Here is a 26,126-nt window from a genome sequence, read left to right on the forward strand (position 1 = left end):
ACAGGGGCTCCCCGGACGACGTCGCCCGGGGAGCCGCACATCGCCTGTCGGGGTGTCAGCCGCCAGCCCCGGCCGGCTTGGTCTGGCCGAGCAGCCAGCGCAGGATGCTGCTGTCCTCGTAGGTCGGCCCGAACGCCGCGTGGTAGTCCGGCAACGAGAACGCCGAGTCGGCGTACTCGGTGTAGCGGACAAGGTTCGCGGCCTGCTCCGGGCTCTTGCCCCGGGCCTGGTACGCCTGCCGCAGCAGCGTGGAGGAGTTCCGCGCGCCCGTGACGTTGAGCAGGTGGTCGTGCTCACCGTGGGTGATCCAGACCGGCACCTCGCCCGCCGCGATCGCGTTTGCCTGCGTGGCGTTGACGGGGAACCCGCCGGTCACCAACCCGCCCGCGAACAGGCCCGGACGCTTGGCGAACGCCTCCCACAGCAGTTGGGAGCCGTACGAGACGGTGGTCGCGTACACCCGGCGGGTGTCCACGGGGAACTGACGGACGAACTGGTCGAGCAGCTTCACCAGCAGGTCGGCCTCGGCGGCCCCGCCGACCCGCTGATGCTGCGGCGCCAGGACGATCACGTCCTCGGAACTGCCGGTCCAGCTGGACTGCAACCACGCCGTCGCCGGGATGTCGGCGGCGAGCTGGACGCCGAGGTTGTCGCCGTCCCAGCCCATGCCGTGCCCGGGCAGGACGACCATCAGCGGGTACGTGCGGCCGGGCTGGTAGTTCTTCGGCAGGTGGTAGTGGTACGGCAGCACCATTCCACCGCTGAGGAACGAGCCGTAGGTGAACTCGTCGACAAGCTTGTTGACCGGCTTCTCGGTGACCGGGCGGGACTCGCGCGGTGTGGCCCTGGCGAGCACCGGCCCCTTGCCGGCGCCCTTACCGGGCTGCGCGTGCACGTCCTTGCGCTGCACGACGCGGGTGGGCAGCTCGGGATTGACCTTCACTGTGCACAGGAAGGTGGGGCACTTGGAGACGATGACCGTCCAGCCGCCGGTGTCGGCGGGGTCCAGCTCCACGATGACGTACCGGCCGGGTGCCGACTGCTGGTCCGTCCGGGTGTTCGGCGCGTCGTTCGTGTAGGTGTGGGTGATGGTCCGGTCGGCGAGCTTCGGCAGGTCCTCGATCGGGTTGAAGCGGAAGTTGTAGGTGGTGTCGGCGACCGTGAAGGTGGCGTTGTCGAGGGTGCGGGGGTTGACCGTCGCGCCGTACTCGATGGCCACGGCGGAGACCTTCTGGCCGTACGTGTAGACCGTGGTGATGGGGGTGATGCTGCGGATCCCGTCTCCGCTGCCGTGGGCCGGGCCGGTGCCACCGCCGGTGGCGGCGTAGGCGGTGCCGGAGGCGACGGTCAGGACGAGGGCGGCGAGAAGTGGGACCAGTCCTCTTCGCAGTCTCATGCGAGTCCTTTCTCGAGCGGGCACCCGTCTCTGGCGTTCGACGCCGGGAGGGGGACGGGCGAGTGGCCGCTAAACTGATTTAGCAGAGCATGGTTGCCGCCCCGGTTAGTAGTCAATACCGAGCCGCAAATCGGCGCTGTCAGCCCTCGACTGCCGCCGTCTCCGGGAGTGCGACGGCCGCGACGCGCCGGAATGTCGGGCATCGAGCGGGGGCGCGGACGACATGCTGTGGCGGAACATCGCCTGTTATCGATAACATGCGCACTGGGAGTCGCCGGGCCGGCTGCCTTGCGACGGCTTGGGGCAAGCGGCGTTACCGCTAACAGGGCTGCCGGAGTTGCTGCACCGGTGCGTCCGGCGTGGACCTACCGGCGCGTCCGGCCGTCCCGTGCTGCCCGCCGACAGGGCTGAGCGATTTTGATCAGACGTATGCGCTCCGAAACGCGAGCGGCGACGGCAAAACATGGCGTAGCACCTTGGCAACGTCGATGAATCCGTGGCATGGTAACGCCTGATCAACAGAAACATCTGATCTATCGCGTAGGTGTGGGGCCGTGCGTGACTTCCTGAGGAGGTCCGGTTGCTGACAGGTACTCGGTTCACCAGCGACGCCGTGCCCGTCGTCGGCGAGTCGGTCGGGAAAGGACGGTCCCGGCGATGAGCGCCGTCGAGGCGACCCCGGCAGCGCGGGACGGCGTGTTCACCGACCGGCTCCGTGAGTGGGTCTCGCACGCCGTCGCCGAGTTCACCGCCGCCACCGCGCTCGTCGTCCTGTTCATCGCGCTGAGCATCGCGAGCCCGTACTTCCTGACGGCGGACAACCTGTTCAACATCGGCGCGCAGACGGCGGTGATCGCCATCATCGCCGCCGCGCAGACGATGGTCATCATCACCGGGGGCATCGACCTGTCGGTCGGATCGGTCGCCGCCCTCGCCGGTGTGACAGGGGCGATTGTCGTCCGTGACCTGGGTTTCCCGCTCCTCGCGGCGACAGCCGTCGCGATCGGCGTCGGCGCGCTGGCCGGGCTCGTCAACGGGCTGCTGGTGACAGTGGCCCGGATTCCCCCGTTCATCGCGACTCTGGGGACGATGTCCGCCGGTCGCGGCCTGGTCTTCATCATCACCGGAGCCGTCGGAGTGTACGGACTGCCCCGGTCCTTCCAACTGCTCGGCAACGGTGAGATCGTCGGCATCCCGTTCGCCGTGGTGATCACCGCCGTGGTCGCCGTGGGGGTCGCGTTCCTGCTGTCACAGACCCGCTTCGGCCAGTACACGTACGCGATGGGCTCCAACCTGGAGGCGGCCCGCCGCTCGGGCATCCGCGTGGGTCGCCACCTGACCGGCGTCTACGTCCTGGCGGGCGTCCTGGTCGGGCTGGGCGGCATGATCGCCGCCTCCCGGGTCAACTCCGGCCAGCCGAACTACGGCATCTCGCTGGAACTCGACGTCATCGCCGCCGCTGTCATCGGCGGCGCCAGCCTCTTCGGTGGCCAGGGCCGGATCGTCGGGACCATCATCGGCGCCTTCCTCATCGCGCTGGTCCGCAACGGCGCCGTCCTGCTCGACATCAGCATTCACTACCAGCAGGTGATCGTCGGCGTGATCATCTGGGCCGCCGTCTACTTCGACCAGTACCGCCGCCGGCGGCTGGAGTCCCGGGGCTGACCCGCCGTTCCCGCAGTCCGACAGAGGAAGGACGCACACCATGGCACACACCACCACCAGCCGGCGGACCCGAGGACGGCGCCTGCGCGCGCCGGGCCTGCTCGCCGCCGCCGCTGTCGTCGCCCTGCTCGGCGCCTGCGGCGGGGTCGAGGTCCGCGACGGCGGCGACGGCGGGTCGACCGACGCCAGCGGTCCGTTGAAGCTCGCCGTCGTGCCCAAGGCCGTCGGCGCCGACTACTGGAACACTGTGAAGGCCGGCGCCGAGTGTGCCGCCCAGCGCGCCGGTGACGTCACAGTGCAGTGGGACGGCGTGACGACCGAGACGGACGTCGAGGGCCAGGTCAACCTGATCCAGAACTTCGTCACCAGGAAGGTCGACGGCATCGTCTACGCGGCCACCGACTCGCGGGCGCTGGCACCGGCCACCGAGCAGGCGCTGGGCGCCGACATCCCGGTCGCGATGATCGACTCCGGCACCAGCCCACAACCCTCGACGGTGCCGCTGTTCGCCACTGACAACCGCGCCGCGGCCGGCGAGGCGGCGAAGTTGCTCGCGACCGAGCTGGGCCCCGGCAACCACGAGGTGGCACTCGTCGAGTTCCAGCCGGGCTCGCAGACGAACACCGAGCGGGTCGAGGGCTTCAAGAGCGGCCTGGCCGCATATCCCAACCTGAAGCTCGTCGGGCAGCAGCCCAGCCGCAGCGACGTCAACGAGGCACGTCGGGTGACCGAGAACATCCTGACCGCCAACCCGAACCTCGCCGGGGTCTTCGCGGCCAACGAGCAGAGCGTGCTCGGCGCCGCCCAGGCCATCCAGGCGGCGAACAAGTCCGGCAAGGTCGTCATCATCGGCTGGGACGCCGCGCCCGACGAGATCGCCGGGCTGCGCAGCGGTCAGATCTCCGCGCTCGTCGTGCAGAACCCGTTCAAGATGGGCTACTTCGGCGTCGACAAGATGGTCAAGCACCTGCGCGACAAGACGCCGTTGGCGTCGGCGGACACCGGCGTCACGTTCGTCACCAAGGCCAACATCGACTCGGCCGAGATCAAGGCAGTGCTCGAACCAAGCTGCGCCAACCCGCCGGTGCAGTGATGGCGACCAGTCCCTCGGCGGTCAGCGACGGCGACCAGCGCCACGTCCCCGACGAGCCGCCGGTGCTCGAAGCCCGTGGCATCGTCAAGCGGTTCGGCCACGTCGAGGCGCTGCGCGGCGCTGACTTCACCGTCGGCAGGGGCGAGGTCGTGGCGCTCATCGGCGACAACGGCGCCGGCAAGAGCACGCTGATCAAGACGTTGTCCGGAGTGCACACGCCCGACGAGGGCGAGATCCGGGTGGGTGGCGTTGCGGTCCGGTTCGCCACACCCGTCGACGCCCGCCGCGCCGGCGTGGAAACCGTCTACCAGGACCTCGCGGTCGCCGACGATCTCAGCGTCGCCGCCAACCTCTACCTCGGCCGGGAGATCCTGCGCTCCGGGCCGCTGGGCCGGCTCGGGCTGCTCGACAAACGCGCCATGCGGCAGGGGGCCGCCGAGGCCCTCGACCAACTCGGCGTACGGATCCCGCGGGTCACCACACCCATCGCGATGCTGTCCGGCGGGCAACGGCAGTGTGTCGCAGTCGCCCGGGCGATCATCTGGGCGACGAACGTCGTCATCCTCGACGAGCCCACAGCGGCGCTCGGCGTCGTCCAGACCGCCCGGGTGCTCGACGTCGTCCGGCGTGCCCGCGACGCCGGCATGTCCGTGGTGCTTGTCAGCCACAACATGCCGCAGGTCCTGGAGATCGCCGACCGGGTGGAGGTGCTGCGTCTGGGCCGGCGGGCGGCCCGGCTACGCGCCGACGAGGTCACCACCGACGACCTGGTCGCGGCGATGACCGGGAGCGGGAGCGTCGAGCGGGGCGAACAGTGAGGACCGCAGTGGGGAGGGGGCGGGCGACCGCCTCACTCCTCGGGCAGCCACTGCAACGACTCCTCCACCCCGATGAGATGGTTGGCCATCCGAATGCGGGCCCGCTCCGGGTCGCGTGCCACGAGCGCCTTCAAGATCGCCACGTGCTCGTCGTGGGTGCGGCGGTCGGCGCCCTCCTCGTGCAGGCTCCGCCAGAGCCGTCCCCGCACGGTACGCCCGGCGAACGCCTCGATCAGGCCGGTGAGCACCGGATTGTCGGCGTGCACGGCGATGATCCGGTGGAACGCGATGTCGATCTCGATGATCCGCTCGTGGTCCTGCGGCGACTGACCGACGATCCGTGCCGCCTCGTCGAGCAGTTCCTCGGCCTGGGCCAGGGCCTCGTCGGTCATCCTGGTCGCCGCCAGGCGGGCCGCCTCGCACTCCAGCAGGCGGCGGACGGTGTGGATGTGCCGAGGGTCGCCCTGGCCCTGGAAGTCGACGACGAAACCCATCGGGGCCAGCAGTTGCGGCGCGTCGAGGTTCGTCACGTACGTGCCGTCGCCCTGGCGGATGTTGACGATGCCGAGGATCGACAGCGCCGACATGCCCTCACGCAACGATCCGCGCGAGACACCGAGCGACTCGGCGAGGTCCTTCTCGATGGGCAGCCGGTCCCCAGGCTTGAACGACCCTTCGAGGATCATCCGCTTGATGCCGTTCACGACCTCGTCGGTGCGAGACATGACACCTCCTAGCGGGCGGCCGGGGTGGCCGTCCCACCCGCGACGACGTACGGCTCCGGAGATGACACGGTAGCCGGATCCGCCGCCGCCCAGTAGTGCCCGTCCGGGAACCGGTAGAGGGCTGTCGATTCCGGGCGCATCCGCGTGGAGTAGCCGGGCATGACGGGCAGGACGTACCCGCTGCCCGAGCCGGTGTCCCGCACGACGCACGGGTCGGTGAAGTGCTCGTGCAGGTGGTCGACGAACTCGGTGACCCGGCCGGTGAGATCACCGGAGATCGCGACGTAGTCGAGGACCGAGATGTGCTGGACCATCTCGCACAGCCCGACGCCGCCGGCGTGCGGACACACGGGGACGTCGAACTTCGCGGCGAGCAGCAGCACGGCGACGATCTCGTTGATGCTGGCCAGCCGGCCGGTGTCCAACTGGCAGAAGTCGATCGCCCCGGCCTGGAACAACTGCTTGAACATCACCCTGTTGTGGCAGTGCTCCCCGGTGGCGACGCCGATGGGTGCCACGGCACGGCGGACTGCCGCGTGCCCCAGGATGTCGTCGGGGCTTGTCGGCTCCTCGATCCACAGTGGTTCGAAGCGGGCGAGTGCCGTGACCCACTCGATGGCCTGTCCGACGTCCCACACCTGGTTGGCGTCGATCATCAGGTGGCGGTGCGGGCCGAGGATGTCCCGGGCGATCCCGCAGCGGCGGATGTCGTCGTCGAGGTCGGCGCCCACCTTGAGCTTGACGTAGCCGTAGCCCGAGTCGACAGCCTCCTGGCAGAGCCGGCGCAGCTTGTCGTCGCCGTAGCCGAGCCAACCTGCCGACGTCGTGTACGCGGGGTATCCGGTGCGGGCGAGCTCGGCGAGCCGATCGGCCTTCGTGCTCTCCTTGGCGCGGAGGATGGACAGGGCCTCGTCCCGGGTCAGCGCGTCGGAGAGATAGCGCAGGTCGGCGATGTCGACGAGCTGCTCGGGGGACATGTCGACGAGCAGCCTCCACAGTGGCTTGTCGGCGAGCCGGGCGACCAGGTCCCACGCCGCGTTCAACACGGCCGCCAACGAGAGGTGGATGACGCCCTTTTCCGGGCCGAGCCAGCGCAACTGGGAGTCGGAGGTGAGGTGACGGTAGACCGCACCCATGTCGGCGGCCATCGTTGCCACGTCCATGCCGACCAGCCTGTTGGCCTGGTGCACCGCCGCCGCGGCGACGATGTCGTTGCCCCGGCCGATGGTGAAGGTCAGCCCGTGGCCAGCCAGTGGCACGCCTGCGCTGTCGATGCCGTCGGTGTGCAGTGTGACGTAGGCCGCCGAGTAGTCGCCGTCCTTGTTCATGGCGTCGGACCCGTCGGCTGTCAGCGAGGTGGGGAAGCGGACGTCCTCGACGGTGACGGCGGTGATCTGCGGCATGCGCTCCTCGCCCGATTCGGCAAAAGATCGGATGATCAACAGGAGTATACGGACGCGCCGATCCGGACGTCAACGGCGCTGAATGGCTGTTGACCCCGTATGAATTGCGGATTATGAGAGCCATTCGTTACGATCATTGACTCCATACATCAAATCTTTGTAGATTCCTCGGCGTTCCGGCTAGGTGCCGACTCCGAGCGCTCAGGCAGTCGAGGGCAGGTCGGCGATGAGCCGCTGAACCCGGTCGCGGATCTCGTCGCGGATCGGGCGGACGGCGTCGACGCCCCTGCCCGCCGGGTCGTCGAGTTTCCAGTCCTCGTACCGCTTGCCGGGGAAGACCGGGCAGGCGTCGCCGCAGCCCATTGTCACGATGATGTCGGACGACTCGGCGGTGGCGTACTCGAGGATCCTGGGGGTCTGGTCGGCGATGTCGATGCCGACCTCCCGCATGGCCTGCACGACCGCCGGGTTGACCGACTCGGCCGGGGCCGATCCGGCGGAGCGCACCTCGACGGCGTCGCCGGCAAGGTGGCGCAGCCAACCGGCGGCCATCTGCGAACGGCCGGCGTTGTGCACGCAGACGAACAGGACGCTGGGCTTGTCGCTCACGGGGTTGTCCTTCCGGCCGGTGGCGCCTCGGCGCTTGTGGTGAAGAATCGGCGCGCCCACAGGGCGACGTAGACGAGCCCGACCAGGACGGGCACCTCGATCAGCGGACCGACGACCCCGGCGAGCGCCTCGCCGGAGGTGACGCCGAAGGTGCCGATCGCGACGGCGATGGCGAGTTCGAAGTTGTTGCCCGCGGCGGTGAACGCGAGCGTCGTGGTCCGCTCGTAGCCGAGACCGATGGCGCGGCCGAGAGCGAAGGAGCCGGCCCACATGACTGCGAAGTACGCCAGCAGGGGGAGGGCGATGCGGGCGACGTCAACAGGCCTGCTGGTGATGGCGTCACCCTGGAGGGCGAACAGGATCACGATCGTGAACAGCAGCCCGTAGAGGGCGGCGGGGCCGATCCTCGGCAGGAGACGTGTCTCGTACCACTCGCGGCCCCTGGCGCGTTCGCCCAGGCGGCGGGTGAGGTAGCCGGCGAGCAGTGGGATGCCGAGGAAGACCAGGACGTTGCCGGCGAGGTCCCAGCCCGACATGCTCAGTTCGGCGCCGGGCAACCCCAGCCAGCCGGGAAGCACGGACAGGTAGAACCAGCCGAGCAGGCCGAAGGCGAGGACCTGGAACACCGAGTTGAGCGCCACCAGGACGGCGGCGGCCTCCCGGTCGCCGCAGGCCAGGTCGTTCCAGATGATCACCATGGCGATGCAGCGCGCCAGACCGACGATGATCAAACCGTTCCGGTACGCCGGCTGGTCAGCAAGGAAGACCCAGGCCAGGACGAACATCACAGCGGGGCCGACGAGCCAGTTGAGGGCCAGCGAGGAGATCAACAGGTGGCGGTCGCCGGTGACGGTGTCGAGCCGGTCGTAGCGAACCTTGGCCAGCACCGGGTACATCATGATCAGCAGTCCGGCCGCGATCGGCAGCGAGATTCCGCCGATCGTCACCGCGTTCAGGGCGGTGTCCAGGCCGGGAATCAAGCGGCCGAGGAGCAGCCCGGCGAGCATGGCCAGCCCGATCCAGACCGGCAGGAACCGGTCGAGCCGGGAGAGCCTGCCGGCCACGTTGCTCCCGGGCGGGCGCGACAGCAGGTCGGTGCTCATGACCGCACCCGGTGGTCGGCGGAGGCGCGGAGGTCGTCGGGTAGGTGGCGGTCGTCGGTCACGACTGCGCCGGTTCGGTGGCGAGCAGGGCGGCGAGCTGCCGCAGGACGGCCGGCCGGGCCCGGTAGTAGACCCAGGTGCCACGACGCTCGGCGTCGACGAGCCCCGCCTGGCGCAGCGTTCGGAGGTGGTGCGAGATGGTCGGGCCGGTCAGGTCGAACGCGGGAGTGAGATCGCAGACGCAGATCTCGCCACCTTCGGCGGAGGCGATCATCGACAGGAGTTGCAGCCGTACCGGATCGCCCAGGGCCTTGAACGCGGGGGCGAGTGCCACAGCGGTCTCGGCCGGCACGCGGTGCTGAGTCAGGGAGGGGCAGCACGGCGCGTCCATGGCTGGGTCGACGGGTGCGGGGGGAGCCGCCTGTTGTGACATCGCTCTAGGTTGACAGGCATCTAATCAGCGTGCAAGTGTCTGATTCGACAGGCGTCAAGACAGGCGTTCCGATCCCCGTCGACCCGAACGGAGGCCGCCGATGGCCGATATCAGCGTGCGACCCATGGCCGCCGCCGACGCGGGCCCCGTCCTGGCGATCTACCAGGCCGGGCTCGACGCGGGCAACGCCAGCTTCGAGGTCACCGCGCCGACCTGGGCGGCGTTCGACACCACCCGACTGGCCGCGCACCGCTTCGTGGCGGTCGATCGCGCCGGCACCGTGCTCGGCTGGATCGCGGTCTCGCCGACGTCGACGCGCGCCGTCTACGCGGGCGTGGTCGAGCACTCGGTCTACGTCGACCCGACCGCCCAGGGGCAGGGGATCGCCCGACTGCTGCTCGACACGCTCGTCGCCTCGACCGAGGCCGCCGGCATCTGGACGATCCAGTCCGGGATCTTTCCGGAGAACGTCGCCAGCCTGCGCCTGCACGAGCGGGCCGGGTTCCGCGTCGTCGGCGTCCGCGAACGAGTCGGCCGCCACCACGACCGCTGGCGGGACGTCGTCCTGCTCGAACGCCGCAGCCCCACCGTCACCTGACGCGCCAGCATCCACCCGCCCGGCCGACAGTTTCCCGCGAAGGAGTTCCTGACATGAGCGCCCTGGACAACCTGCCCGTCGCCGTCATCGGCGCCGGCCCCGTCGGCTTGGCCGCCGCCGCGCGCCTGCACGAGCGCGGCCTCCCGTTCGTCGTCCTGGAAGCGGGGCACGCCGCCGGTGCGGCAGTACGCGAGTGGGGGCACGTACGGCTGTTCTCCCCGTGGCGCTACAACATCGACCCGGCCGCCCGCCTGATCCTGGACGAGGCCGGATGGATCGCCCCCGACCCGCAGGCCCTGCCCACCGGGGCCGAACTGGTCGACGACTACCTCCAGCCGCTCGCGCAGTCGCCGCAGCTCAAGCCGCACCTGCGCTACGGCGCCCGGGTCGAGGCCATCAGCCGTCTCGGCCTGGACCGGCTACGCAGCGCCGGACGCGACACCACCCCGTTCCTCATCCGCCTCGCCACCGGCGACGAACTGCTCGCCCGTGCCGTCATCGACGCCTCCGGCACCTGGCGTACCCCCAACGTGCTCGGCGCGTCCGGCCTGCCGGCCCGGGGCGAGGCCGACGTGGCCGCGTACCTGGAGCACGCGTTGCCGGACGTGCTCGGCACCGACCGGGAGCGGTTCGCCGGACGGCACACACTTGTGGTGGGCGCCGGCCACTCGGCGGCCAACACTCTGCTGGTCCTCGCGGACCTGGCCACCCAGCAGCCGGGCACGCAGGTGAGCTGGGCAATCCGTGCCGACGCGCCGACGCGGACGTACGGCGGGGGGAGCGCCGACGCCCTCCCGGCGCGCGGCGCCCTCGGATCGCGGCTGCGTGAGCACGTCGACGCCGGCCGGATCCGGCTGCTCACCGGCGTCAGCGTGCACACGCTCACCCCGGCCGACGGACGTGTCGCAGTGGTCGTCAGGCGTGCCGACGGCACCGAGGAGACGGTCCTGGCCGATCGCGTCGTCGCGGCCACCGGCTTCCGTCCCGACCACTCGATCACCGCGGAGCTGCGCCTCGACCTGGACCCCATCATGGGCGCCACCCGGACGCTGGCCCCACTGATCGACCCGAACGAGCATTCCTGCGGCACCGTCCCGCCGCACGGCGTCGACGAGCTGACCCACCCGGAACCCGGCTACCACGCTGTCGGCGCGAAGTCCTACGGCCGGGCGCCGACGTTCCTCATGGCCACCGGCTACGAGCAGGTCCGCAGCGTCGTGGCCGCCCTCGCCGGTGACTGGGCCGCGGCCCGGGACGTCCAGCTCGACCTCCCCGAGACCGGCGTCTGCAACAGCAATCCCGTGGACCCGGCCGCAGGCGACGGCTGCTGCGGGTCGACGCCGTCGGTCGAGCCGCCCGCTCGCGGGCTGGCCACCGGGATCTCCGGCGGACTGCTGGGCACCCCGCTCAACCTGGTCGCGCTCGACGCCGTACCCGCCGACGCCCAGGCTGGCGGCTGCTGCGCGAGTTGACGCCCCGCGGTGCCCGCCGACCCGGCGGGCACCGAGGGTCTCGCCAGCCGCGCGTGGCCGACGCCGGCCGCGCGCCGTCACCGGCGGCTGGCGCAGGCCACGCAGGTACGCGCCGAAGGGCGCGCGGCGAGGCGCTCGTCAGGAATCGGGAGGGAACACCGCTCGCACACGCCATAGGTGCCGGCGTCGAGGCGTTGCACAGCGACGTCCAGCTCGGTCAGCCGTCGGCGGGCCGCTGTCAGGACCGCTGTGAGTTGTGCCCGTTCGAAGGCGATGGTGCTGCCCTCCGGGTCGTGCTCGTCGTCGGCGTTCGACGAGCGGGACGCCTCGAAGAGGGCACGTAGGTCGTCGTCGAGCGCATGCACCTGAGCCTCAGTCGCGTCGCGCGAGGCCAGCAGCTCCGCGCGGACCGCCGAGAATCCCTGTCCATCCGGCCACGCTACTGCCAACCGCCCACGGAAAGCCCTGCCGGCGGGCGACAGCGCGCGTTCACCGTCTGGTGTGGGCGCCGTCGCGGTGCGGGCGACCGTGCCCGTCCTCCCTGTCGATGCGTAGCTCCCGCTCCAACTCGGCGATGACCGCCCGCAGATCGTCCAGCCGCTGGGTGAGCGCGATGCGGTCGACCTCGTCCGGCACGCCGTCGCCGTCCTCGTCGTAGTCGGGGGCCAACCGCTCGGTCATCTCCAACCGGCGCGCCTCCTCCATGGAGTTGACGATGACGGCGATGAGGATGTTGAGCAGCAGGTTGACGGTGATGAGCACGTAGCTGACGTAGTAGACGAGCGTCCACGGCGAGAGGGCCATGCCCTGCGCGATCAGGTCCGGCAGGGTCTCCAGTGACAGCAGCACGAACAGCGTGAGCAGCGACCGCCCGATGTCGCCGTACTCCTCGGGATAGGTGCTGCCGAAGATCAGCCAGCCGGCCATGCCGTACACGTAGAGCGTCACAACGGCGAGGGCGAGGAACCCGGCGACGCCGGGGATGCTGCGCCACAGGGCGGAGACGATGGTACGAAGGCCCGGCGAGAACCGCACCAGCCGCAGCATCCGGGCGACCCGCACCACGCGCAGCAGCGCCGAGTCGCCGTGCAGGCCCGGAATGAAGATCGCCGCGATCACCACGAAGTCGAAGACGTTCCAGCCGTGCCGGAAGAAGTCCTGCGGTCGGCGGCCGTAGGCGGCCAGCCGGATGCCGATCTCGATGACGAAGACCGCGCGGAAGGCCAGTTCCAGCGAGTGCAGCAGGGTGTCCGCCGAGGTCAGGTCGTCGTAGGTCTCCAACCCGAGGACGATCCCGTTGGCGAGGATGACGATGACGATGACGATCTCGAAGGGGCGCGACCGGGCGAGTCGGTCGCAGCGGTCGGCCCATCGGGGTCGGCGGTGCGGGGACGAGGCCGGCGTGCCCCGCTGCGCGGGCGCGGGTGCTCCACTCACCAGCCAACCGACCCGGTGGCGTGGTCGGAGGCCGTGGGGCGGGTGCACCCGTGACCGTTGTGAAGGCGGTGCGAGGGGCGTCCGGGCATGTCCACAAGCCTAAGCCAAGATCAATAGTCGTGGGCCGGCCTGCCCCGTGCGATGGCACCACATCCACAGGGGGCAGCGGGGCCGCGCCAGCGCCCTCGTAGTGAGCACTTCTCAGGCGGTGTCGTGGCCGGTAGCATGCGAGTCGCTTCCCTTGCAGCCATCGGGCGAGCCGATCTGGCGAGCTGACCTGGGGAATGTGGATCTCATCCGTCCCAGGTCACGGAGGCCCTCATGTCGTCCCTGCCACAAGCGGTGCCATTCACCATCGACGTCCCCGACGACCTGCTCGCCGATCTGGCCGAGCGGTTGGCGCGCACTCGCTTCCCCCGTCCCACCGCGAGCGGGTGGCGTGCCGGCACGGACCCGGACTACCTTCGCGAGTTGGTGACCTACTGGCGCAGCGGCTTCGACTGGCGTGCGCGGGAACGCGACCTCAACGCGGTGCCGCACTACGTCGCCACCCTGGACGGCCGGAGGGTGCACTTCGTGCACCTGCGCGCCGCGGCCTCCGGCGCCACCCGCTCCCCGCTGCCGCTGGTGCTCACCCACGGCTGGCCCAGCAGCTTCGTGGAAATGTTGCCGCTCGCGGCTCGGCTGGCCGATCCCGTTGCCTACGGCGGCGAGCAGGACGACGCCTTCGACGTCGTCGTGCCGTCCCTACCGGGCTTCGTGTTCTCGGATCTGCCGACTGCCGGCCCGGTGACCCCGCCGGTGGTTGCTGACCTGTGGGCACGGCTGATGACGGATGTCCTTGGCTACTCGACGTTCGGCGCGTACGGCGGTGACATCGGCTCCCATGTCACAGGCTTTCTCGGGGCCCGGCACCGGCAACAGGTTGTCGGGATTCACACCCACCATCCGAACCTGCACCCTGTTCTCGACGACGCCCAGCCGTTGTCCGCGGCCGAGCACGCCTACCTGAAGGCGCGATCGACCGAGCACGATGGCGGCGACGACGGCTACGCCGCCATCCAGAGCACCCGCCCGGACACCCTCGCGGCGGCCCTGCTCGACTCTCCCGCAGGCCTGGCCGCCTGGATCGTGGAAAAGTATCGGGCCTGGGGCGACTGCCGCGGCGACCTCGAATCCCGTTTCAGCAAAGACCTTCTGCTCACCGTCACCACTCTCTACTGGGCGACCGGGACGATCGGCTCGTCCTTCAGGCCCTACTACGACGACTCCCGGACCCCGCCGCTTGGGGCTGTCCACGTGCCAGCAGGAGTCCGGCTCACCCCGGAGGACCGGGACTACCCCCGCGAGTACGCCGAGCGCGTCTACCGTGACCTGCGCCAATGGCGCGGCGCGACCCGGGGAGGCCACTTCCTGCCCCTGGAGGAACCCGACCTCCTCGCCGACGACCTGCGAGACTTCTTCCGACCGCTGCGTCGCGGGGCGTAGACGCCCGCCAGCCCGGATTTCCGGAAGGCGCGTCGCGCCGACGTGACCGCGGTCGCCGGTTACGCGTGCGCGGCCCGGATGGCGTCGCGCAGCGGGGTGCTCGGCCGGCCGATCAAGCGGCTGAGGTCGTCGCTGTCGGTCGTCAATTCGCCGATGGCGATGGAGTGGTCGAGGGCGGCGACGAACCCGGCGGTGCCGGCGTCGAGGCCGACGGTCTCCAGCGTCGAGGCCAGGTCGGCGGGGGAGAGGTCCCGGTGGACGACAGTCGTGCCGGTGACCTCGCTGACGGCAGCAGCGAGTTCGTCGAAGGTGAACGCGGTGCCGCCCAACTCGTAGACGGTGTTGCCGTGCTCGTCGCGGGTGAGCGCCGCCGCCGCGGCGGCCGCGTAGTCGGCGCGGGTCGCGGCCGAGACGGTGCTGCCGCCGGTGGCGCCGAGGATCGTGCCGGTCTGCAGGTACTGCGGCAGTTGGTCGGTGTAGTTCTCCGTGTACCAACTGTTGCGCAGCACGGTGTGGGACAGACCCGAGGCGGCGAGAACCTCCTCGGTGGCCCGGTGCTCGGGCGCCAGCGGGTTCGTCGTGGTGTCGGCCTTCAGGATGCTTGTGTAGATCAGGCGCTCGACGCCGGCGAGCTTGGCCGCGTCGACGACCGCTGTGTGTTGGGCGACGCGTCGGCCGGGAGTGTCGCCGGAGATCAGCAGGAGGCGGCGTACGCCGGCCACGGCACCGGGCAGCGTGGCCGGATCGTCGTAGTTGGCCTGGCGGATCTCCACACCGCGTGCTGCCAGGTCGGCGGCCTTTTCCGGGGTGCGGACGACGGCGGCGATCTCGGCAGCGGGTACGCCGGTGTCGAGCAGACGATCGATCACCAGGCGGCCCAGTCGGCCGGTGGCGCCGGTGACGGCATAGGTGGGCACAGCATCCTCCATGGGGCGGTGACGATCCGGAAGCACTTACTAATCTATAGCACTAGTCCGCGAGTAAGCACGGGGTAGGCTGGTGGAGTGACCGACAGGCCGTCCCCTGACCCCGCAGGGCCTACCCGGGAACTCGTCAGCGATGTCTTCGCGCGCGGCTGCACCTCCCGCGCCGCCTTCGAGGACGTCACCTCGAAGTGGGCGTCGTTGGTCCTGCTGGCGCTGGGCGAGGGCCGGTACCGGTTCAACGCGCTGCGCCGCCGTGTCGACGGGGTCAGCGAGCGGATGCTCTCCCAGACCCTCCAGATTCTCGAACGCGACGGCATGCTGACGCGGGAGGTCCTCACCACGATTCCGCCGCGCGTCGAGTATTCGCTCACCCCGCTCGGCGCCCGCGTCGCCAAGCGACTACGGGGTCTCGCCGACCTTCTGGAGAGCGCGGTGCCCGAGTTGCAGTCCGCACGCGACGCTCACGAGCGCACCCGGGGTTGAATCGCCCACCGTGCCGTCAAGGGCAGCACCGGCGGACGGCCGGGATGGGCGACCGGGGTGCCGGCCCGGCCGTCACCGGTAGCTGATCAGCTCCACCCTCGGGCATGGCATCGACAGTAACCCTCGGCGGCGCGGCGGGTTCAGGCGTTCAGCGTCTCGCGCGGCGGTACGCCGTAGCTGGCGTGGTACCGGGCCGTGAACCTGCTGTGGCTGGCGAATCCCCACCGGCTGGCGATCGCTGACACGGTGTCCCGGCTCGGGTCGGCCCGCAGCAGGTCGCGGTGGGCCCGATCGAGGCGGATCCGGCGCAGGTACGCCATCGGGGTGGTGCCGAGGTGACGGCGGAAGGCGAGTTGCACCGCCCGTACGGAGACGGCGGCGGCGTCGGCGATGTTCAGCACGCTGATGTCCCGGTCGGCGTTTTCCTCCATGAAGGTGATGGCGCGGCGCATGGTTGCCGTGCTGGCGTCGCGGCGGTCCTCGATGGTCTCGTCGGTGAATGCGGTGTTGGGAAAGATGGAGAGCGCCGCCGCGGCGAGCATCCGCGCGGCGTTGCCGATCACCAGTGACTGCGTGCTGGCGTCCGGATTGGTCAGCACCACGTCACTGACGTAGCTGATGATCTTTCGCCACTGCCGGGCGCGGAGGGCGTTGGCGGCGCTGAAGTCGGTGAAGCGGATCTGGCCTGGTCGCCGTGCCGGTGCGGCAGCGGCCACCTGAGCCAGGACCGCGCGGTCCAGGACGCAGAGTTCCACAGCGCCGGGCTGCCAGCGCAGGTTGAACGGTCGGTCGGGTCGGGCAGTGAGGAAGACGTCACCGGTGCCGAACCGGTGGGTGGCCCCGTCGCAGGTGCGATCGACACGGGCGCTGTGGGCGCGGCAGATGATCAGGGCGTTCAGGCCGTCCACCTCGATGTCGAGACGCGACGTCTGATTGAGGGCGGAGACGGCGAGCGTACCGGCGTCGAACCGCTGATGGGCGAGGTGGTACGGGCCGTTCCCGTCATGGATGCGCAGGTCGGTGTCGTACGTGGTGGCCAGAAAGCGGTGGATGGCCGCCGGGTCGCTGCTCTCGAATCGTTGAAACCGCATAGTTGAGGTCATTCGCTGGCTCCGTCCGGGAGGTGCCGCCGGGTGGACCAGCGCCGGCGGCGTGTTCGGGACGTGTCTGGGCGCGAGAGGGCAGGGTGTTCGCGGCGTGTTGCAGCCCGGCGGTACGGCGGTGGCACCAAGTCCCGCCGGTTACTTCGGCGGGGGAGCGGCCAGGGGAGTGGCCGTGGATCTTCAGGTAATCCCACCAATGTGGACTGGCATTGATGGGATTTCCACCATACGGCAGCTCACCGTCGTCCGGATGGATTTCCGTGATTCAGTGAGTCGACTTCGCTTTCCGGCTATCGCGCCGCTCGATGCTGCGCCTGCGGTGCTAGCCGTCCCGGAGGCGGCGGCGAAACCTTGTTTCTGATCTCCCCGGATGCCCGTGGGCGTCCGGATACCTGCCGGGGTCCGGCCATCAGGCGGAGGTGAACGTTGGACAGTAACGATCCTGACCGCGTCGTTCGACTGGCGGTCGCCGAGGCGTTGGCGCGGGTGGCCGACGAGGACACCCTCGGGCTGGGCGAGGGCGACGCGCTGGAGAGCCTCGGCGGTGCGCTGCGCGAGGTGCTGCGCCGCGCTCTCGACGACCGCGTGCCGCTGGCCACCCCCGAGTTCGTCGACCTGTGCCGCGACCTGCGCCTGAACCGTGACTCCCTCGACCTGCTGGGGCACCACCTGCTCACCGCGTTGCTGGCGCACCACGTCGGGCCGGACGCCCTGATCCGCGTCGGGGCGCTCCTCGGCACGGTCAGGCGCTACCTGCCCGAACCCCGTCAGCCCGCGCGCCGCAACGCCGGCCCGGAGACCCGGCGGCGGGACGTACGCCGGGACAACAGCGTCGTGGGTCGCTACCAGCGGCCGAAACTGCCCGAGCACCTGCCCAGCCCGCCAAGCTGGACCTGCACCGGATGCGGCAGGGAGTGGCCCTGCGCCACCAAGCAGAGCCAACTGCTCGCCGAGTTCGGCGGGGCGCGCGCCGCACTCGCCGTCTACCTCGGCTCCTGCCTGGTCGCCGCCGCCCAGGATCTGCCGACCCTGCCCCTGCCCCGTGCCCGGCTGCGGTTCCTGGGCTGGCTGCCCCGCGCCCGGATGTGACAACACGCGGTAGCGGAAAGCCCTTGGCCGCGCCCTTCAACGGGGCTGGAGAGCCCGTGGGACGACCTCTGGTTCTACTCCAACCCGATGTTCGTGCACGTGCGCTGACCCAGCGCCGCAGCGGTGCGGCCCGTCGGCACACCTCGACTCAGGACGGTCGGGGTGCCGGCGGGCCGTACCGCGTCGTCGGTCGTCCGGGCGCGGCGGCGGCCGGTCAGCCGTCGCCGCGGCGGCGAGACCGGGCGGGACGGATGCGGATGTCCCGTTCGGACCGGTCGCCCACCGGGGTCGGCTCGGGCCGTACCTGCGCCACCACCTCACACATGTCCCGCAGCGGGTCGACGGCCTGGGTCGAGCAGGCGACCCGCTGGAGCAGCGCCCGCAGGGTCGACGACTCCTCGGGCGTGAGGGCCCCCAGCAGGTGGGATTCGACGCGGCGCAGCGCGCCCCGCCGTTGCTCCCAGGCCGCGCGGCCGGCGTCGGTGACGTCCACCAACCGGCTGCGCCGGTCCGCCGGGTCCGCCCGGCGGGCAACGTAGCCGGGCTCTTCCAGGTCGTCGATCAGGTACGTGAGCACGGTGCGGTCGATGCCGAGCTCCTCGGCTATCGCACCCTGGTTGCGGCCGGGCCTGTTGATCGCGGCGGTGAGCACCTGATAGCCACGTGGGCCGCCGGGAAAGTCGGCGAGCGCGTGCTCGGCTGCCCGCACGTAACCCCGGAAAGCGATGCCCAGCATCCAGCCCAGGTCGTCGTCGAGCGGATCGGGCCGGTCGCGTACGTCACTGGCTCCCGTCATGCCCCTGACAATAGCGCGGCTCGCGCTATCTTGTTGGCAGGAGATGTTCTATCTGACATAAGGTCTACGTTGCGACGCATCGACCCCGCAGCGTCGCGGAAACGGGAGGCTCACCGATGAGCGACTACGGTCACGACCTGATCTTCGGAACGTTCACCACGCCCGGCAGCGACGACCCGGAGCGCACTGTCGGCCTCGCCGTCCTGGCCGAGCAGGTCGGGCTGGACCTTGTCACCTTCCAGGACCACCCCTACCAGCCGAAGTTCCTGGACACCTGGACGCTGCTGAGCTACGTCGCCGCGCGGACCAGCCGGGTGCACCTGTCGGCGAACGTCACGAACCTGCCGTTGCGCCCGCCCGCGGTGCTCGCCCGCAGCGTGGCAAGCCTCGACCTGCTCAGCGGCGGCCGGGTCGACCTCGGCCTCGGTGCGGGCGCGTTCTGGGAGGCCATCGAGGCGATGGGCGGTCGACGGCTGACCCCCGGGCAGGGCGTACGCGCGCTGGAGGAGGCCATCGACGTCATCCGCCAGGTCTGGGACGCCGACGCGCGTGGGGGAGTGCGCGTCGACGGCGAGTTCCATCGCGTGCTCGGCGCCAAGCGCGGGCCGGCTCCCGCCCACGCCGTGCCCATCTGGCTCGGCGCGTACAAGCCGAGGATGTTGGAGCTGACCGGCCGCCGGGCCGACGGCTGGCTGCCCTCGCTCGCCTATCTCCAGCCCGGTGACCTGGCCAAGGGCAACGAGCTGATCGACGCCGCCGCACAGCAGGCAGGTCGGTCGCCCCAGGCCGTCCGCCGACTGCTCAACATCTCCGGCCAGTTCGCGACCGCCGAGCGCGGTCCGCTGCACGGGCCGGTCGAGCAGTGGGTACGCGAGCTGACCGGGTACGCGCTGAACGACGGCATCAGCGCGTTCATCCTCGCCAGTGACGACCCGGACGACATGCGCCGCTTCGCCGGTGAGGTGGTGCCAGCCGTACGGGAACGGGTCGCGGCTGAGCGGGACGCCGCGTCGGCGCGTACCCCGGTCACGAAGCCCGTGGCGGTCGCGCCGTCGGCGCGGCCGGCCCGTGCGCGGGTGACCGGCGGCGCGTTCGCTGTGGTGCCGACGCCCGACGACGGCCGGCGGCTCAGCGACCGGCAGGTCTGGGACGAGTCGGCCCGCCCGACCGGCCCGACGCCGGATCCGACGCGCACCTACACCCCGCACGAGCAGGCCAACGGCCAGCACCTCGTGCAGGTCCACGACGGACTGCGAGCGGAGCTGGCCCAGATCCACGACCTCATCGAGCAGGTCGCGGCCGGCGAGATCGACGCCGGCGCCGCCCGCTCGCAGATCAACACGATGACGATGCGGCAGAACCGGTGGACGCTTGGCGCCTACTGCGAGTCCTACTGCCGGATCGTCACCACCCACCACACCATCGAGGACCAGGCCCTCTTTCCGCGGCTGCGGCACGCCGACCCCCGGCTGGCGCCTGTCGTCGACCGGCTGGAGCAGGAGCACCACGTCATCCACGAGGTGCTGGAGGGCGTCGACAAGGCGCTCGTCGCGTACGTCGGCTCGCCGGACGGGTTGGCCGATCTGCGCGCCGCGGTGAACCTGCTGACCGACGCCCTGCTGTCGCACCTCAGTTACGAGGAGCGGGAGCTGGTCGAGCCGCTGGCCCGGCTGGGGGTGAGCTGACCGGTGTCGGGTCGGGGCTTGCCCTGACCTAATCTGAGAGACTACTTTCGAAACATGTCTCTCAAGAACCCGTACGGGGATTTCGAGATCACCGAGCCGCAGGCGCTGCGGGCGTTGGCGCATCCCGTCCGGCTCGCCATCCTCGACCGGCTCCAGCGGCACGGCCCGGCAACCGCCACCGGGCTGTCGCCGCACGTCGGCGCGACTCCGTCGGTGGTCAGTTGGCATCTGCGGCACCTCGCGACGTTCGGCCTCGTCACCGACGCGCAGGCGGTTCCGGGGGCCGCCAGCAAGCGGGAACGCTGGTGGCAGGCCGCCGCCCGGGGCTTCCGCTTCGCCCTGCCCGACGACGCCGAAGGCCAGGCCGCCGGCCGGCAACTGCGCGGCGAGATGTTCGCCCGCGCCGCCGAGGCGCCACAACAGTGGCTGCTGCACGACGAGCCCCGCCTGGACGACGCGTGGCGCGGGGTGGCAGGCCTCGCCGACACTCAGTTCGTCGCCACAGTCGAGGAGCTGCGGCACCTGGAAGAGGCGATCGAGGAGCTGCTCGCGCCGTACGTGCGACGCAAGGACGACGACACACAGCCCGCCGGAGCGCAGCTCGTCCGGATGCTGCGCTACCTGCTGCCCGAGCCCGGGCCGTTGCCGTCCGAGCCGGAGACGCTGCCGTCCGAGCCGGAGGTGGCGCAGGGCGAGCCGGCAGCGGTGCAGGGCGAGCCCGGCGGGCCTGCGGCGTCATGACCGCCGTCGAGGCCACACCCGCGCCGGCCCTGCACCGCGACCGGCGGTTCCGCACTTTCTGGATCGGCGAGACGGTCTCCCAGTTCGGTGACCGGATCAGCGAGCTGGCGCTGCCGCTGATCGCCGTCTCCCTCCTCGCGGTCACGCCCGCGCAGGTAAGCGTCCTCACCGCACTGATCTGGCTGCCCAACCTGCTGGGCCTGTTCCTCGGCGCGTGGGTGGACCAGCGCACCCACAAGCGGCGACTCCTGATCGCCGCCGACCTGATCCGCGCGGCGGTGCTGCTCAGCCTGCCGGTGGCGTACCTGTTCGACGCGGTGACCCTCACCCAGCTCTACCTGGTCGCGCTGCTCACCGGCGCCGGGGCGGTGTTGTTCGCGATGGCGCGCCAGGCATTCTTCGTGGCGCTGGTGCCGCGATCCGCCTATGTGGACGCGACAAGCAAGCTGAGTATGAGCCGCTCTCTGTCGTTCATCGCCGGGCCGGCCGTCGGCGGGGGACTGGTCCAGGCTCTCACCGCGCCGATCGCGATCGTCGTCGACGCGGTGTCCTTCCTCGGCTCCGCCCTGCTGCTCGGCCGCATCCCGGTCACCGAGGCGCCCCCACCGCCGCGCCGATCCTCCACCCTCGCCCTCGTCCGCGAAGGGCTCGTGCTGGTCTTTCGCCACCCGGTGCTGCGCGCCGCGCTCGGCTGCACCAGCACCGTCAACTTCTTCACCTTCATCGCCGCCGCGCTGCTCGTGCTGTATGCCAGCCGTGACCTCGGCCTGTCAGCTGGCGCCATCGGCATCGCGTTCGGCGGCGGCGCGCTCGGTGGGCTGGCCGGAGCGGCGCTGGCACCCCGGGTCTCGCGCGCCATCGGCCTCGGCCGCACCGCGATGATCGGCGTGGTGCTGTTTCCCGCGCCGCTGGCCCTGACCGCGCTGATCAGCGGCCCGACCTGGGCGAAGGTGGCCATGCTGGCGGCCATCGAGCTGGTCTCCAGCGTCGGTGTGATGCTTATGGACGTCAACCTCAACGCCCTGCTCACCGCCGTCACTCCCGACGACGCGCGGGGCCGCCGGGCCGGTGCGTACAGCGCCGTCAACTACGGCATCCGGCCGCTCGGCGCGCTTGTCGGCGGCGCGCTGGGCACCACCATCGGGCTACGGCCGACACTTGTCGTCGCCGGCCTGGGCGGGACACTCGCGGTGTTCTGGCTGCTCGCGTCGCCGGTACGCCACATCGCCACCATCGACGACCCGGTGGCCTGACCGGCCGAGGCCCGGCTGGTGGCTGTGTGGACCGGGGTCAGCTGGTCTGCTCCAGCAGCAGCCGGGCCAGCTCGGCGGGTTGCGAGAACATCGGCCAATGGCCCGTGTCCATCGTGACCAGTCGCCAGTGGCCGCCGGCCACCAGCTCAGTCACGGTGGCGTTGGGCTCGGGCCCGTCGAGCAGGCACTTGACGTACGTCGCCGGCAGCTCGCTCAGCGGTCGGGTCAGCTCGGCCGGCTCGGCCAGCGTCGCGCCCGGGTGCGGGGTGGAACCCTCGACCAGACGCGCGATCTGCGTGTCGGTCAGCCCCTGACCGTCGAAGTCGGCCGCGCCCAGCGGCGGCCAGTAGCCGTCGTTGTCGGCGAGCTGCGAGGCCAACGCCGCAGGCCCCTGCCACCAAGTGGACACGAACGACTCACCGTCGACAGGCACCTCCGAGTCGACGAAGACCACCCGGGTCAACCGGTCGCCGATCCGCTCGGCGGCCTGACCCACCGGGATCCCCGAGTAGCTGTGCCCGACCAGCACCACGTCATGCAGGTCGCGTCGCTCGACCTCGCCGACGATGTCCTGGACGTGAGTCTGCTGCCCGGCGGGCAGACCCCGCTTCTCGGCGAGACCGGAGAGGGTAAGCGCATGGGCCCCGTGGCCGGCCGCGCGCAGCGGCGCCACCACCTCGTCCCACGCCCATGACCCCAGCCACGCACCCGCCACCAGCACGAAATCAGCCATGGCCGAGACCCTAACGCCGACCTGCGGCAGCCGCCGTCCCGTGGCTGTAGCCCTGGCGGGCCCGGGCCGCGGTCGGCGCCCGAACCCGCGTGGTCGTCGCGGACCTCCGCAGCCTGGGCCTGCGGCGTCGCCTCAGCCCGTCACGGCCAGGTACGGGCCTCGGCCGCGAAGACCTCCGCCGGACTCTCCACCGGCAGTACGCAGAGCAGGTGCCCGCCGGGCGCCCGCAGGATGCGGCACTCCTGCCACTGGGTCACCTCGGTGGCCCCCAGGCCGATGAGCCGGGAGGTCTCGGCCGGTACGTCGTCGGTTTCGATGTCGATATGGAAGCGCGGCGTGTCGTCCACCGACTGGACGGCGGTGACCAGCCCTGGCACGGCGCCGTGCAGGTCGACGAACTGCGGCTCGGCGGGATGCGTACGGGTGGGCGCGCCCAGCGCGGCCGACCAGAACTGCGCGGCCTGCTCGGCCTCCGCCCGTGGTGTGTCGATCAACAATGCGTACATGCGACTTCGGTGCACTGAGGCAACCTATCGCCGTCGCCGCCGCGCTGCTCGCCCTCGACAACCGGCCCCCGCCCCACAGACGCCGCCCGGCTCCCCGACAGGCCCGCTGGCTCCGCTTGAAACACCCACTGTCGGAGCCCCGATGGCGCAGACACCCCGACCTCGTGTTGATCATGTCCGTTGTCGGGGATCAACCGGGCGGCGGACCGGGACCGTCGACCAGCGCCGCGAGCCGCTTCGGCGCCAGGAGGCAGTAGCTCTCGGTGAGCAACTCGGTCACCTCGTCCCAGGCCGTGTCGTCGTCCACGACCATGCCCAGCACCGTCGGGCCCCAATCGGGTTTGTAGAACGGGTGCCCACTCGCCACGAGCCCGGCGATCTCGTCAGGTGGCGAGCGGAAGATCAGCAGGCAAGCCGGCGTATCCACAGCGGCGGCGCGCGCGTGGGCCGGCTGGCGGGCCGGGTCGACGGTGAGCACATGGGCGAAGGTCCGTTTGCGGATCCGCCAACGGGTGCCCACCCAGGCCGGCTCCTCGTAGCTCTCCGGCAGCCCGAGGCAGATCGGCCGCAGCCGGTCGAGGACGTCGGGAGGGACATCTCCGGGTTCGGTCACGGTCGGTGACGCTAGCCGGCAGGTGTGACAATTCCCGCTCGTCGATGTGCGCCGGCCGGCTCCGGCGGTGTGGTGCACGCCCGCCGGATCCGCCAGGATGGGGCCGGAGCCGCCCACCGACCGGCCTGCCGTCCGCGCCCACCGAGGAGTGCCGTGCCGTCCACCCTGCTCTCACGCCGTGACCTGGATTTCCTGCTGCACGACTGGTTGCGGGTGTCCCACCTCATCGAGCGTCCCCGCTACGCCGAGCACTCCCGGGAGACGTTCGACGACGCGCTGGACCTCGCCGAGCGGGTCGCCACCGAGCAGTTCGCCACGCACAACAGGGCCGCCGACCTGGCCGAGCCGACGTTCGACGGACAGGGGGTACGGCTCATCCCGCAGGTCCGCGCCGCGTTGGACAGCTTCGCCGAGACCGGCCTGCTCAGCGCCGGACTGGACGCCTCGGTCGGTGGCCTCCAACTGCCGCACGCCGTCGCCGCCGCCTGCTTCGCCTGGTTCCAGGCGGCGAACGTGGCCACCTCGGCGTACCCGATGCTGACCCTGGGCAACGCGAACCTGTTGCTGGCCCACGGCAGCGCGGAGCAGGTCGACACCTACGTGCGGCCCATGTTGGACGGTCGGTTCTTCGGCACCATGTGCCTGTCCGAGCCGCACGCGGGCAGCTCACTCGCCGACATCACCACCCGCGCGGAGCCGCAGCCGGACGGCACGTACCGGCTGTTCGGCACCAAGATGTGGATCTCCGGCGGTGATCACGAGCTGGCCGAGAACATCGTCCACCTGGTGTTGGCGCGGATCCCCGGCGGACCGCCCGGGGTGAAGGGCATCTCGCTGTTCGTCGTGCCCAAGGTGCTCGTCGGGCCTGACGGCTCGCTCGGTGACCGCAACGACGTGGTGCTTGTGGGTCTCAACCACAAGATGGGATTCCGGGGAACCACGAACACGCTGCTCAGCTTCGGCGACGGCGGGCACACCCCGGGCGGTCGTCCCGGCGCTGTCGGCCACCTGGTCGGCACGCCACACGAGGGGCTCGCCCAGATGTTCCACATGATGAACGAGGCCCGGATCGGCGTGGGGGCCGGCGCCACCGCGCTGGGCTACACCGGCTATCTCAAGAGCCTCCAGTACGCCCGGGAGCGGCCGCAGGGCCGGCCCGTCGGCGCGAAGGATCCCACCGCGCCGCAGGTGCCGATCATCGATCACCCGGACGTACGGCGGATGCTGCTGGCACAGAAGAGCTACGTGGAGGGCGCGATGGCCCTGGTGCTCTACTGCGCCCGGCTGCTCGACGAGCAGCAGACCGCGCCGGAGCAGGTCGACCGCGAGCGCGCGCACCTGCTCCTGGACGTGCTCACCCCGATCACCAAGAGCTGGCCGTCGCAGTGGTGCCTGGCCGCCAACGACCTGGCGATCCAGGTGCTCGGCGGCGCCGGCTACACCCGCGATCACGACGTGGAGCAGCACTACCGGGACAACAGGCTCAACCCGATCCACGAGGGCACCCACGGCATCCAGGCGTTGGACCTGCTGGGACGCAAGATGACCATGCACGACGGCGCGGGTCTGCTCCTGCTGACCGAGACGATGGGGGACACCGTCACCCGGGGCCGCAAGGCCGGCGGGGAAACCGCCGAGCTGGCCGACCGGCTGGCCGGCGCGGTGGACCGGATCGTTGCGGTCACCCGTCGACTGTGGGCCGACGGGGACCCGGTGCTCGCCCTGGCCAACGCCAGCGCCTACCTGGAGGCGGTCGGGCACGTGGTGATCGCGTGGATGTGGCTGGAGCAGTGGCTGGCGCTGCCGCCCGAGGAGGCCGGGGACGCGTTCCACGCCGGCAAGCGGCAGGCCGCCCGCTACTTCTTCAGCGTCGAGCTGCCCCGCACCGGCCCCCAGTTCGACCTGCTGGACAGCCGGGACCGGACGGCACTCGACATGCGCGCGGACTGGTTCTGAAC

At 70.9% G+C, this 26,126-nt stretch carries 26 protein-coding genes; 12 read left to right on the top strand and 14 right to left on the bottom strand.

Annotation, left to right across the window (positions count from 1 at the left end):
* Nucleotides 1-55: 55 nt before the first annotated feature.
* Nucleotides 56-1,396 carry an alpha/beta hydrolase family protein gene (locus F4558_RS07790; protein WP_053656793.1) on the bottom strand — a complete coding sequence of 447 codons (1,341 nt, stop codon included), beginning with the start codon at nucleotides 1,394-1,396 and terminating at the stop codon, nucleotides 56-58.
* Nucleotides 1,397-2,053: 657 nt separating this feature from the next.
* Here F4558_RS07790 and F4558_RS07795 point away from each other — a divergent pair.
* The 3 genes from F4558_RS07795 to F4558_RS07805 are packed head-to-tail and all read left to right on the top strand — an operon-like array spanning nucleotide 2,054 to nucleotide 4,972.
* Nucleotides 2,054-3,061 carry an ABC transporter permease gene (locus F4558_RS07795; protein ID WP_209273219.1) on the top strand — a complete coding sequence of 336 codons (1,008 nt, stop codon included), beginning with the start codon at nucleotides 2,054-2,056 and terminating at the stop codon, nucleotides 3,059-3,061.
* Nucleotides 3,062-3,101: 40 nt separating this feature from the next.
* On the top strand, nucleotides 3,102-4,154 hold the full coding sequence (locus F4558_RS07800; RefSeq protein WP_053656797.1) for an ABC transporter substrate-binding protein: 1,053 nt from the start codon (nucleotides 3,102-3,104) through the stop codon (nucleotides 4,152-4,154).
* Nucleotides 4,154-4,972 carry an ATP-binding cassette domain-containing protein gene (locus tag F4558_RS07805; protein ID WP_167943652.1) on the top strand — a complete coding sequence of 273 codons (819 nt, stop codon included), beginning with the start codon at nucleotides 4,154-4,156 and terminating at the stop codon, nucleotides 4,970-4,972. The genes F4558_RS07800 and F4558_RS07805 overlap by 1 nt, the downstream gene beginning before the upstream one ends.
* Nucleotides 4,973-5,004: 32 nt before the next feature.
* Here the strand turns inward: F4558_RS07805 and F4558_RS07810 are convergent, their stop codons facing one another.
* From F4558_RS07810 to F4558_RS07830, 5 genes are all read right to left on the bottom strand, one after another.
* Entirely contained in the window at nucleotides 5,005-5,697 is a 693-nt protein-coding gene (locus F4558_RS07810) for a FadR/GntR family transcriptional regulator (RefSeq protein ID WP_053656800.1), read from the bottom strand.
* Nucleotides 5,698-5,705: 8 nt separating this feature from the next.
* Nucleotides 5,706-7,100, bottom strand: a complete 1,395-nt coding sequence (locus tag F4558_RS07815) for an enolase C-terminal domain-like protein (protein ID WP_167943653.1) — start codon at nucleotides 7,098-7,100, stop codon at nucleotides 5,706-5,708.
* Nucleotides 7,101-7,301: 201 nt separating this feature from the next.
* Entirely contained in the window at nucleotides 7,302-7,709 is a 408-nt protein-coding gene (locus F4558_RS07820; RefSeq protein ID WP_167943654.1) for an arsenate reductase ArsC, read from the bottom strand.
* Nucleotides 7,706-8,812: an ACR3 family arsenite efflux transporter gene (gene arsB / locus F4558_RS07825; RefSeq protein ID WP_053656805.1), complete on the bottom strand. Its 1,107-nt coding sequence runs from the start codon at nucleotides 8,810-8,812 to the stop codon at nucleotides 7,706-7,708. The genes F4558_RS07820 and arsB overlap by 4 nt, the downstream gene beginning before the upstream one ends.
* A 58-nt stretch (nucleotides 8,813-8,870) precedes the next feature.
* Nucleotides 8,871-9,245 carry an ArsR/SmtB family transcription factor gene (locus F4558_RS07830; protein WP_053656808.1) on the bottom strand — a complete coding sequence of 125 codons (375 nt, stop codon included), beginning with the start codon at nucleotides 9,243-9,245 and terminating at the stop codon, nucleotides 8,871-8,873.
* Nucleotides 9,246-9,345: 100 nt separating this feature from the next.
* Here F4558_RS07830 and F4558_RS07835 point away from each other — a divergent pair, with 100 nt between their 5' ends.
* Both F4558_RS07835 and F4558_RS07840 read left to right on the top strand, forming a co-directional pair.
* Nucleotides 9,346-9,843, top strand: a complete 498-nt coding sequence (locus tag F4558_RS07835; RefSeq protein WP_053656810.1) for a GNAT family N-acetyltransferase — start codon at nucleotides 9,346-9,348, stop codon at nucleotides 9,841-9,843.
* 53 nt (nucleotides 9,844-9,896) lie between these two features.
* Nucleotides 9,897-11,315: an NAD(P)-binding domain-containing protein gene (locus tag F4558_RS07840; protein WP_167943655.1), complete on the top strand. Its 1,419-nt coding sequence runs from the start codon at nucleotides 9,897-9,899 to the stop codon at nucleotides 11,313-11,315.
* A gap of 77 nt (nucleotides 11,316-11,392) precedes the next feature.
* Here F4558_RS07840 and F4558_RS07845 read toward each other — a convergent pair whose 3' ends face one another.
* On the bottom strand, nucleotides 11,393-11,764 hold the full coding sequence (locus F4558_RS07845; RefSeq protein WP_376767499.1) for a TraR/DksA family transcriptional regulator: 372 nt from the start codon (nucleotides 11,762-11,764) through the stop codon (nucleotides 11,393-11,395).
* Nucleotides 11,765-11,804: 40 nt separating this feature from the next.
* Nucleotides 11,805-12,752 carry an ion transporter gene (locus F4558_RS07850; protein WP_167943656.1) on the bottom strand — a complete coding sequence of 316 codons (948 nt, stop codon included), beginning with the start codon at nucleotides 12,750-12,752 and terminating at the stop codon, nucleotides 11,805-11,807.
* A gap of 321 nt (nucleotides 12,753-13,073) precedes the next feature.
* On the opposite strand from F4558_RS07850, the gene F4558_RS07855 reads away from it, so the two are divergent.
* Nucleotides 13,074-14,240 carry an epoxide hydrolase family protein gene (locus tag F4558_RS07855; protein WP_167943657.1) on the top strand — a complete coding sequence of 389 codons (1,167 nt, stop codon included), beginning with the start codon at nucleotides 13,074-13,076 and terminating at the stop codon, nucleotides 14,238-14,240.
* A 59-nt stretch (nucleotides 14,241-14,299) separates the two neighbouring features.
* Here F4558_RS07855 and F4558_RS07860 read toward each other — a convergent pair whose 3' ends face one another.
* Nucleotides 14,300-15,157: an SDR family oxidoreductase gene (locus tag F4558_RS07860; protein WP_167943658.1), complete on the bottom strand. Its 858-nt coding sequence runs from the start codon at nucleotides 15,155-15,157 to the stop codon at nucleotides 14,300-14,302.
* A gap of 87 nt (nucleotides 15,158-15,244) precedes the next feature.
* Here F4558_RS07860 and F4558_RS07865 point away from each other — a divergent pair, with 87 nt between their 5' ends.
* Nucleotides 15,245-15,649 (top strand): winged helix-turn-helix transcriptional regulator, encoded by a 405-nt coding sequence (locus F4558_RS07865; protein ID WP_053656820.1) that lies wholly within the window; start codon nucleotides 15,245-15,247, stop codon nucleotides 15,647-15,649.
* A 140-nt stretch (nucleotides 15,650-15,789) separates the two neighbouring features.
* Here the strand turns inward: F4558_RS07865 and F4558_RS07870 are convergent, their stop codons facing one another.
* The gene (locus F4558_RS07870) at nucleotides 15,790-16,740 is read right to left on the bottom strand and encodes a helix-turn-helix transcriptional regulator (protein WP_167943659.1); all 951 of its coding nucleotides are present in this window, start codon (nucleotides 16,738-16,740) and stop codon (nucleotides 15,790-15,792) included.
* 438 nt (nucleotides 16,741-17,178) lie between these two features.
* Here F4558_RS07870 and F4558_RS31465 point away from each other — a divergent pair, with 438 nt between their 5' ends.
* Complete coding sequence (locus tag F4558_RS31465) at nucleotides 17,179-17,841, top strand: hypothetical protein (RefSeq protein ID WP_245241289.1); 663 nt, start codon at nucleotides 17,179-17,181, stop codon at nucleotides 17,839-17,841.
* A gap of 214 nt (nucleotides 17,842-18,055) precedes the next feature.
* Here F4558_RS31465 and F4558_RS07880 read toward each other — a convergent pair whose 3' ends face one another.
* On the bottom strand, nucleotides 18,056-18,637 hold the full coding sequence (locus F4558_RS07880) for a MarR family winged helix-turn-helix transcriptional regulator (protein WP_053656824.1): 582 nt from the start codon (nucleotides 18,635-18,637) through the stop codon (nucleotides 18,056-18,058).
* A gap of 116 nt (nucleotides 18,638-18,753) precedes the next feature.
* Here F4558_RS07880 and F4558_RS07885 point away from each other — a divergent pair, with 116 nt between their 5' ends.
* The 3 genes from F4558_RS07885 to F4558_RS07895 are packed head-to-tail and all read left to right on the top strand — an operon-like array spanning nucleotide 18,754 to nucleotide 22,316.
* Nucleotides 18,754-20,322 (top strand): LLM class flavin-dependent oxidoreductase, encoded by a 1,569-nt coding sequence (locus tag F4558_RS07885; protein ID WP_167943660.1) that lies wholly within the window; start codon nucleotides 18,754-18,756, stop codon nucleotides 20,320-20,322.
* A 54-nt stretch (nucleotides 20,323-20,376) separates the two neighbouring features.
* Nucleotides 20,377-21,063, top strand: coding sequence for an ArsR/SmtB family transcription factor (locus F4558_RS07890; RefSeq protein WP_245241290.1), 687 nt, complete (start codon nucleotides 20,377-20,379; stop codon nucleotides 21,061-21,063).
* Complete coding sequence (locus F4558_RS07895) at nucleotides 21,060-22,316, top strand: MFS transporter (protein WP_167943661.1); 1,257 nt, start codon at nucleotides 21,060-21,062, stop codon at nucleotides 22,314-22,316. The genes F4558_RS07890 and F4558_RS07895 overlap by 4 nt, the downstream gene beginning before the upstream one ends.
* Nucleotides 22,317-22,353: 37 nt before the next feature.
* On the opposite strand, the gene F4558_RS07900 is transcribed toward F4558_RS07895, so the two are convergent.
* The 3 genes from F4558_RS07900 to F4558_RS07910 form a co-directional block, all read right to left on the bottom strand.
* Nucleotides 22,354-23,049, bottom strand: a complete 696-nt coding sequence (locus F4558_RS07900; protein ID WP_167943662.1) for an alpha/beta fold hydrolase — start codon at nucleotides 23,047-23,049, stop codon at nucleotides 22,354-22,356.
* 140 nt (nucleotides 23,050-23,189) lie between these two features.
* Complete coding sequence (locus F4558_RS07905; RefSeq protein WP_209273221.1) at nucleotides 23,190-23,555, bottom strand: VOC family protein; 366 nt, start codon at nucleotides 23,553-23,555, stop codon at nucleotides 23,190-23,192.
* 190 nt (nucleotides 23,556-23,745) lie between these two features.
* A complete protein-coding gene (locus F4558_RS07910; protein ID WP_167943664.1) occupies nucleotides 23,746-24,168 on the bottom strand; it encodes an MmcQ/YjbR family DNA-binding protein in 423 nt (140 codons plus the stop codon).
* Nucleotides 24,169-24,321: 153 nt separating this feature from the next.
* On the opposite strand from F4558_RS07910, the gene F4558_RS07915 reads away from it, so the two are divergent.
* A complete protein-coding gene (locus F4558_RS07915; RefSeq protein ID WP_167943665.1) occupies nucleotides 24,322-26,124 on the top strand; it encodes an acyl-CoA dehydrogenase in 1,803 nt (600 codons plus the stop codon).
* The last annotated feature ends 2 nt before the right edge of the window (nucleotides 26,125-26,126 follow it).

Source organism: Micromonospora profundi (genome assembly GCF_011927785.1).
Classification (GTDB): domain Bacteria; phylum Actinomycetota; class Actinomycetes; order Mycobacteriales; family Micromonosporaceae; genus Micromonospora; species Micromonospora profundi.

Coding starts and splice junctions, on each gene's coding strand:
- F4558_RS07790 (WP_053656793.1), bottom strand. CDS start 1,396: ATGAGACTGCGAAGAGGACTGGTCCCACTTCTCGCCGCCCTCGTCCTG.
- F4558_RS07795 (WP_209273219.1), top strand. CDS start 2,054: ATGAGCGCCGTCGAGGCGACCCCGGCAGCGCGGGACGGCGTGTTCACC.
- F4558_RS07800 (WP_053656797.1), top strand. CDS start 3,102: ATGGCACACACCACCACCAGCCGGCGGACCCGAGGACGGCGCCTGCGC.
- F4558_RS07805 (WP_167943652.1), top strand. CDS start 4,154: ATGGCGACCAGTCCCTCGGCGGTCAGCGACGGCGACCAGCGCCACGTC.
- F4558_RS07810 (WP_053656800.1), bottom strand. CDS start 5,697: ATGTCTCGCACCGACGAGGTCGTGAACGGCATCAAGCGGATGATCCTC.
- F4558_RS07815 (WP_167943653.1), bottom strand. CDS start 7,100: ATGCCGCAGATCACCGCCGTCACCGTCGAGGACGTCCGCTTCCCCACC.
- arsB (WP_053656805.1), bottom strand. CDS start 8,812: ATGAGCACCGACCTGCTGTCGCGCCCGCCCGGGAGCAACGTGGCCGGC.
- F4558_RS07830 (WP_053656808.1), bottom strand. CDS start 9,245: ATGTCACAACAGGCGGCTCCCCCCGCACCCGTCGACCCAGCCATGGAC.
- F4558_RS07835 (WP_053656810.1), top strand. CDS start 9,346: ATGGCCGATATCAGCGTGCGACCCATGGCCGCCGCCGACGCGGGCCCC.
- F4558_RS07840 (WP_167943655.1), top strand. CDS start 9,897: ATGAGCGCCCTGGACAACCTGCCCGTCGCCGTCATCGGCGCCGGCCCC.
- F4558_RS07855 (WP_167943657.1), top strand. CDS start 13,074: ATGTCGTCCCTGCCACAAGCGGTGCCATTCACCATCGACGTCCCCGAC.
- F4558_RS07870 (WP_167943659.1), bottom strand. CDS start 16,740: ATGCGGTTTCAACGATTCGAGAGCAGCGACCCGGCGGCCATCCACCGC.
- F4558_RS07880 (WP_053656824.1), bottom strand. CDS start 18,637: ATGACGGGAGCCAGTGACGTACGCGACCGGCCCGATCCGCTCGACGAC.
- F4558_RS07885 (WP_167943660.1), top strand. CDS start 18,754: ATGAGCGACTACGGTCACGACCTGATCTTCGGAACGTTCACCACGCCC.
- F4558_RS07890 (WP_245241290.1), top strand. CDS start 20,377: ATGTCTCTCAAGAACCCGTACGGGGATTTCGAGATCACCGAGCCGCAG.
- F4558_RS07895 (WP_167943661.1), top strand. CDS start 21,060: ATGACCGCCGTCGAGGCCACACCCGCGCCGGCCCTGCACCGCGACCGG.
- F4558_RS07900 (WP_167943662.1), bottom strand. CDS start 23,049: ATGGCTGATTTCGTGCTGGTGGCGGGTGCGTGGCTGGGGTCATGGGCG.
- F4558_RS07905 (WP_209273221.1), bottom strand. CDS start 23,555: ATGTACGCATTGTTGATCGACACACCACGGGCGGAGGCCGAGCAGGCC.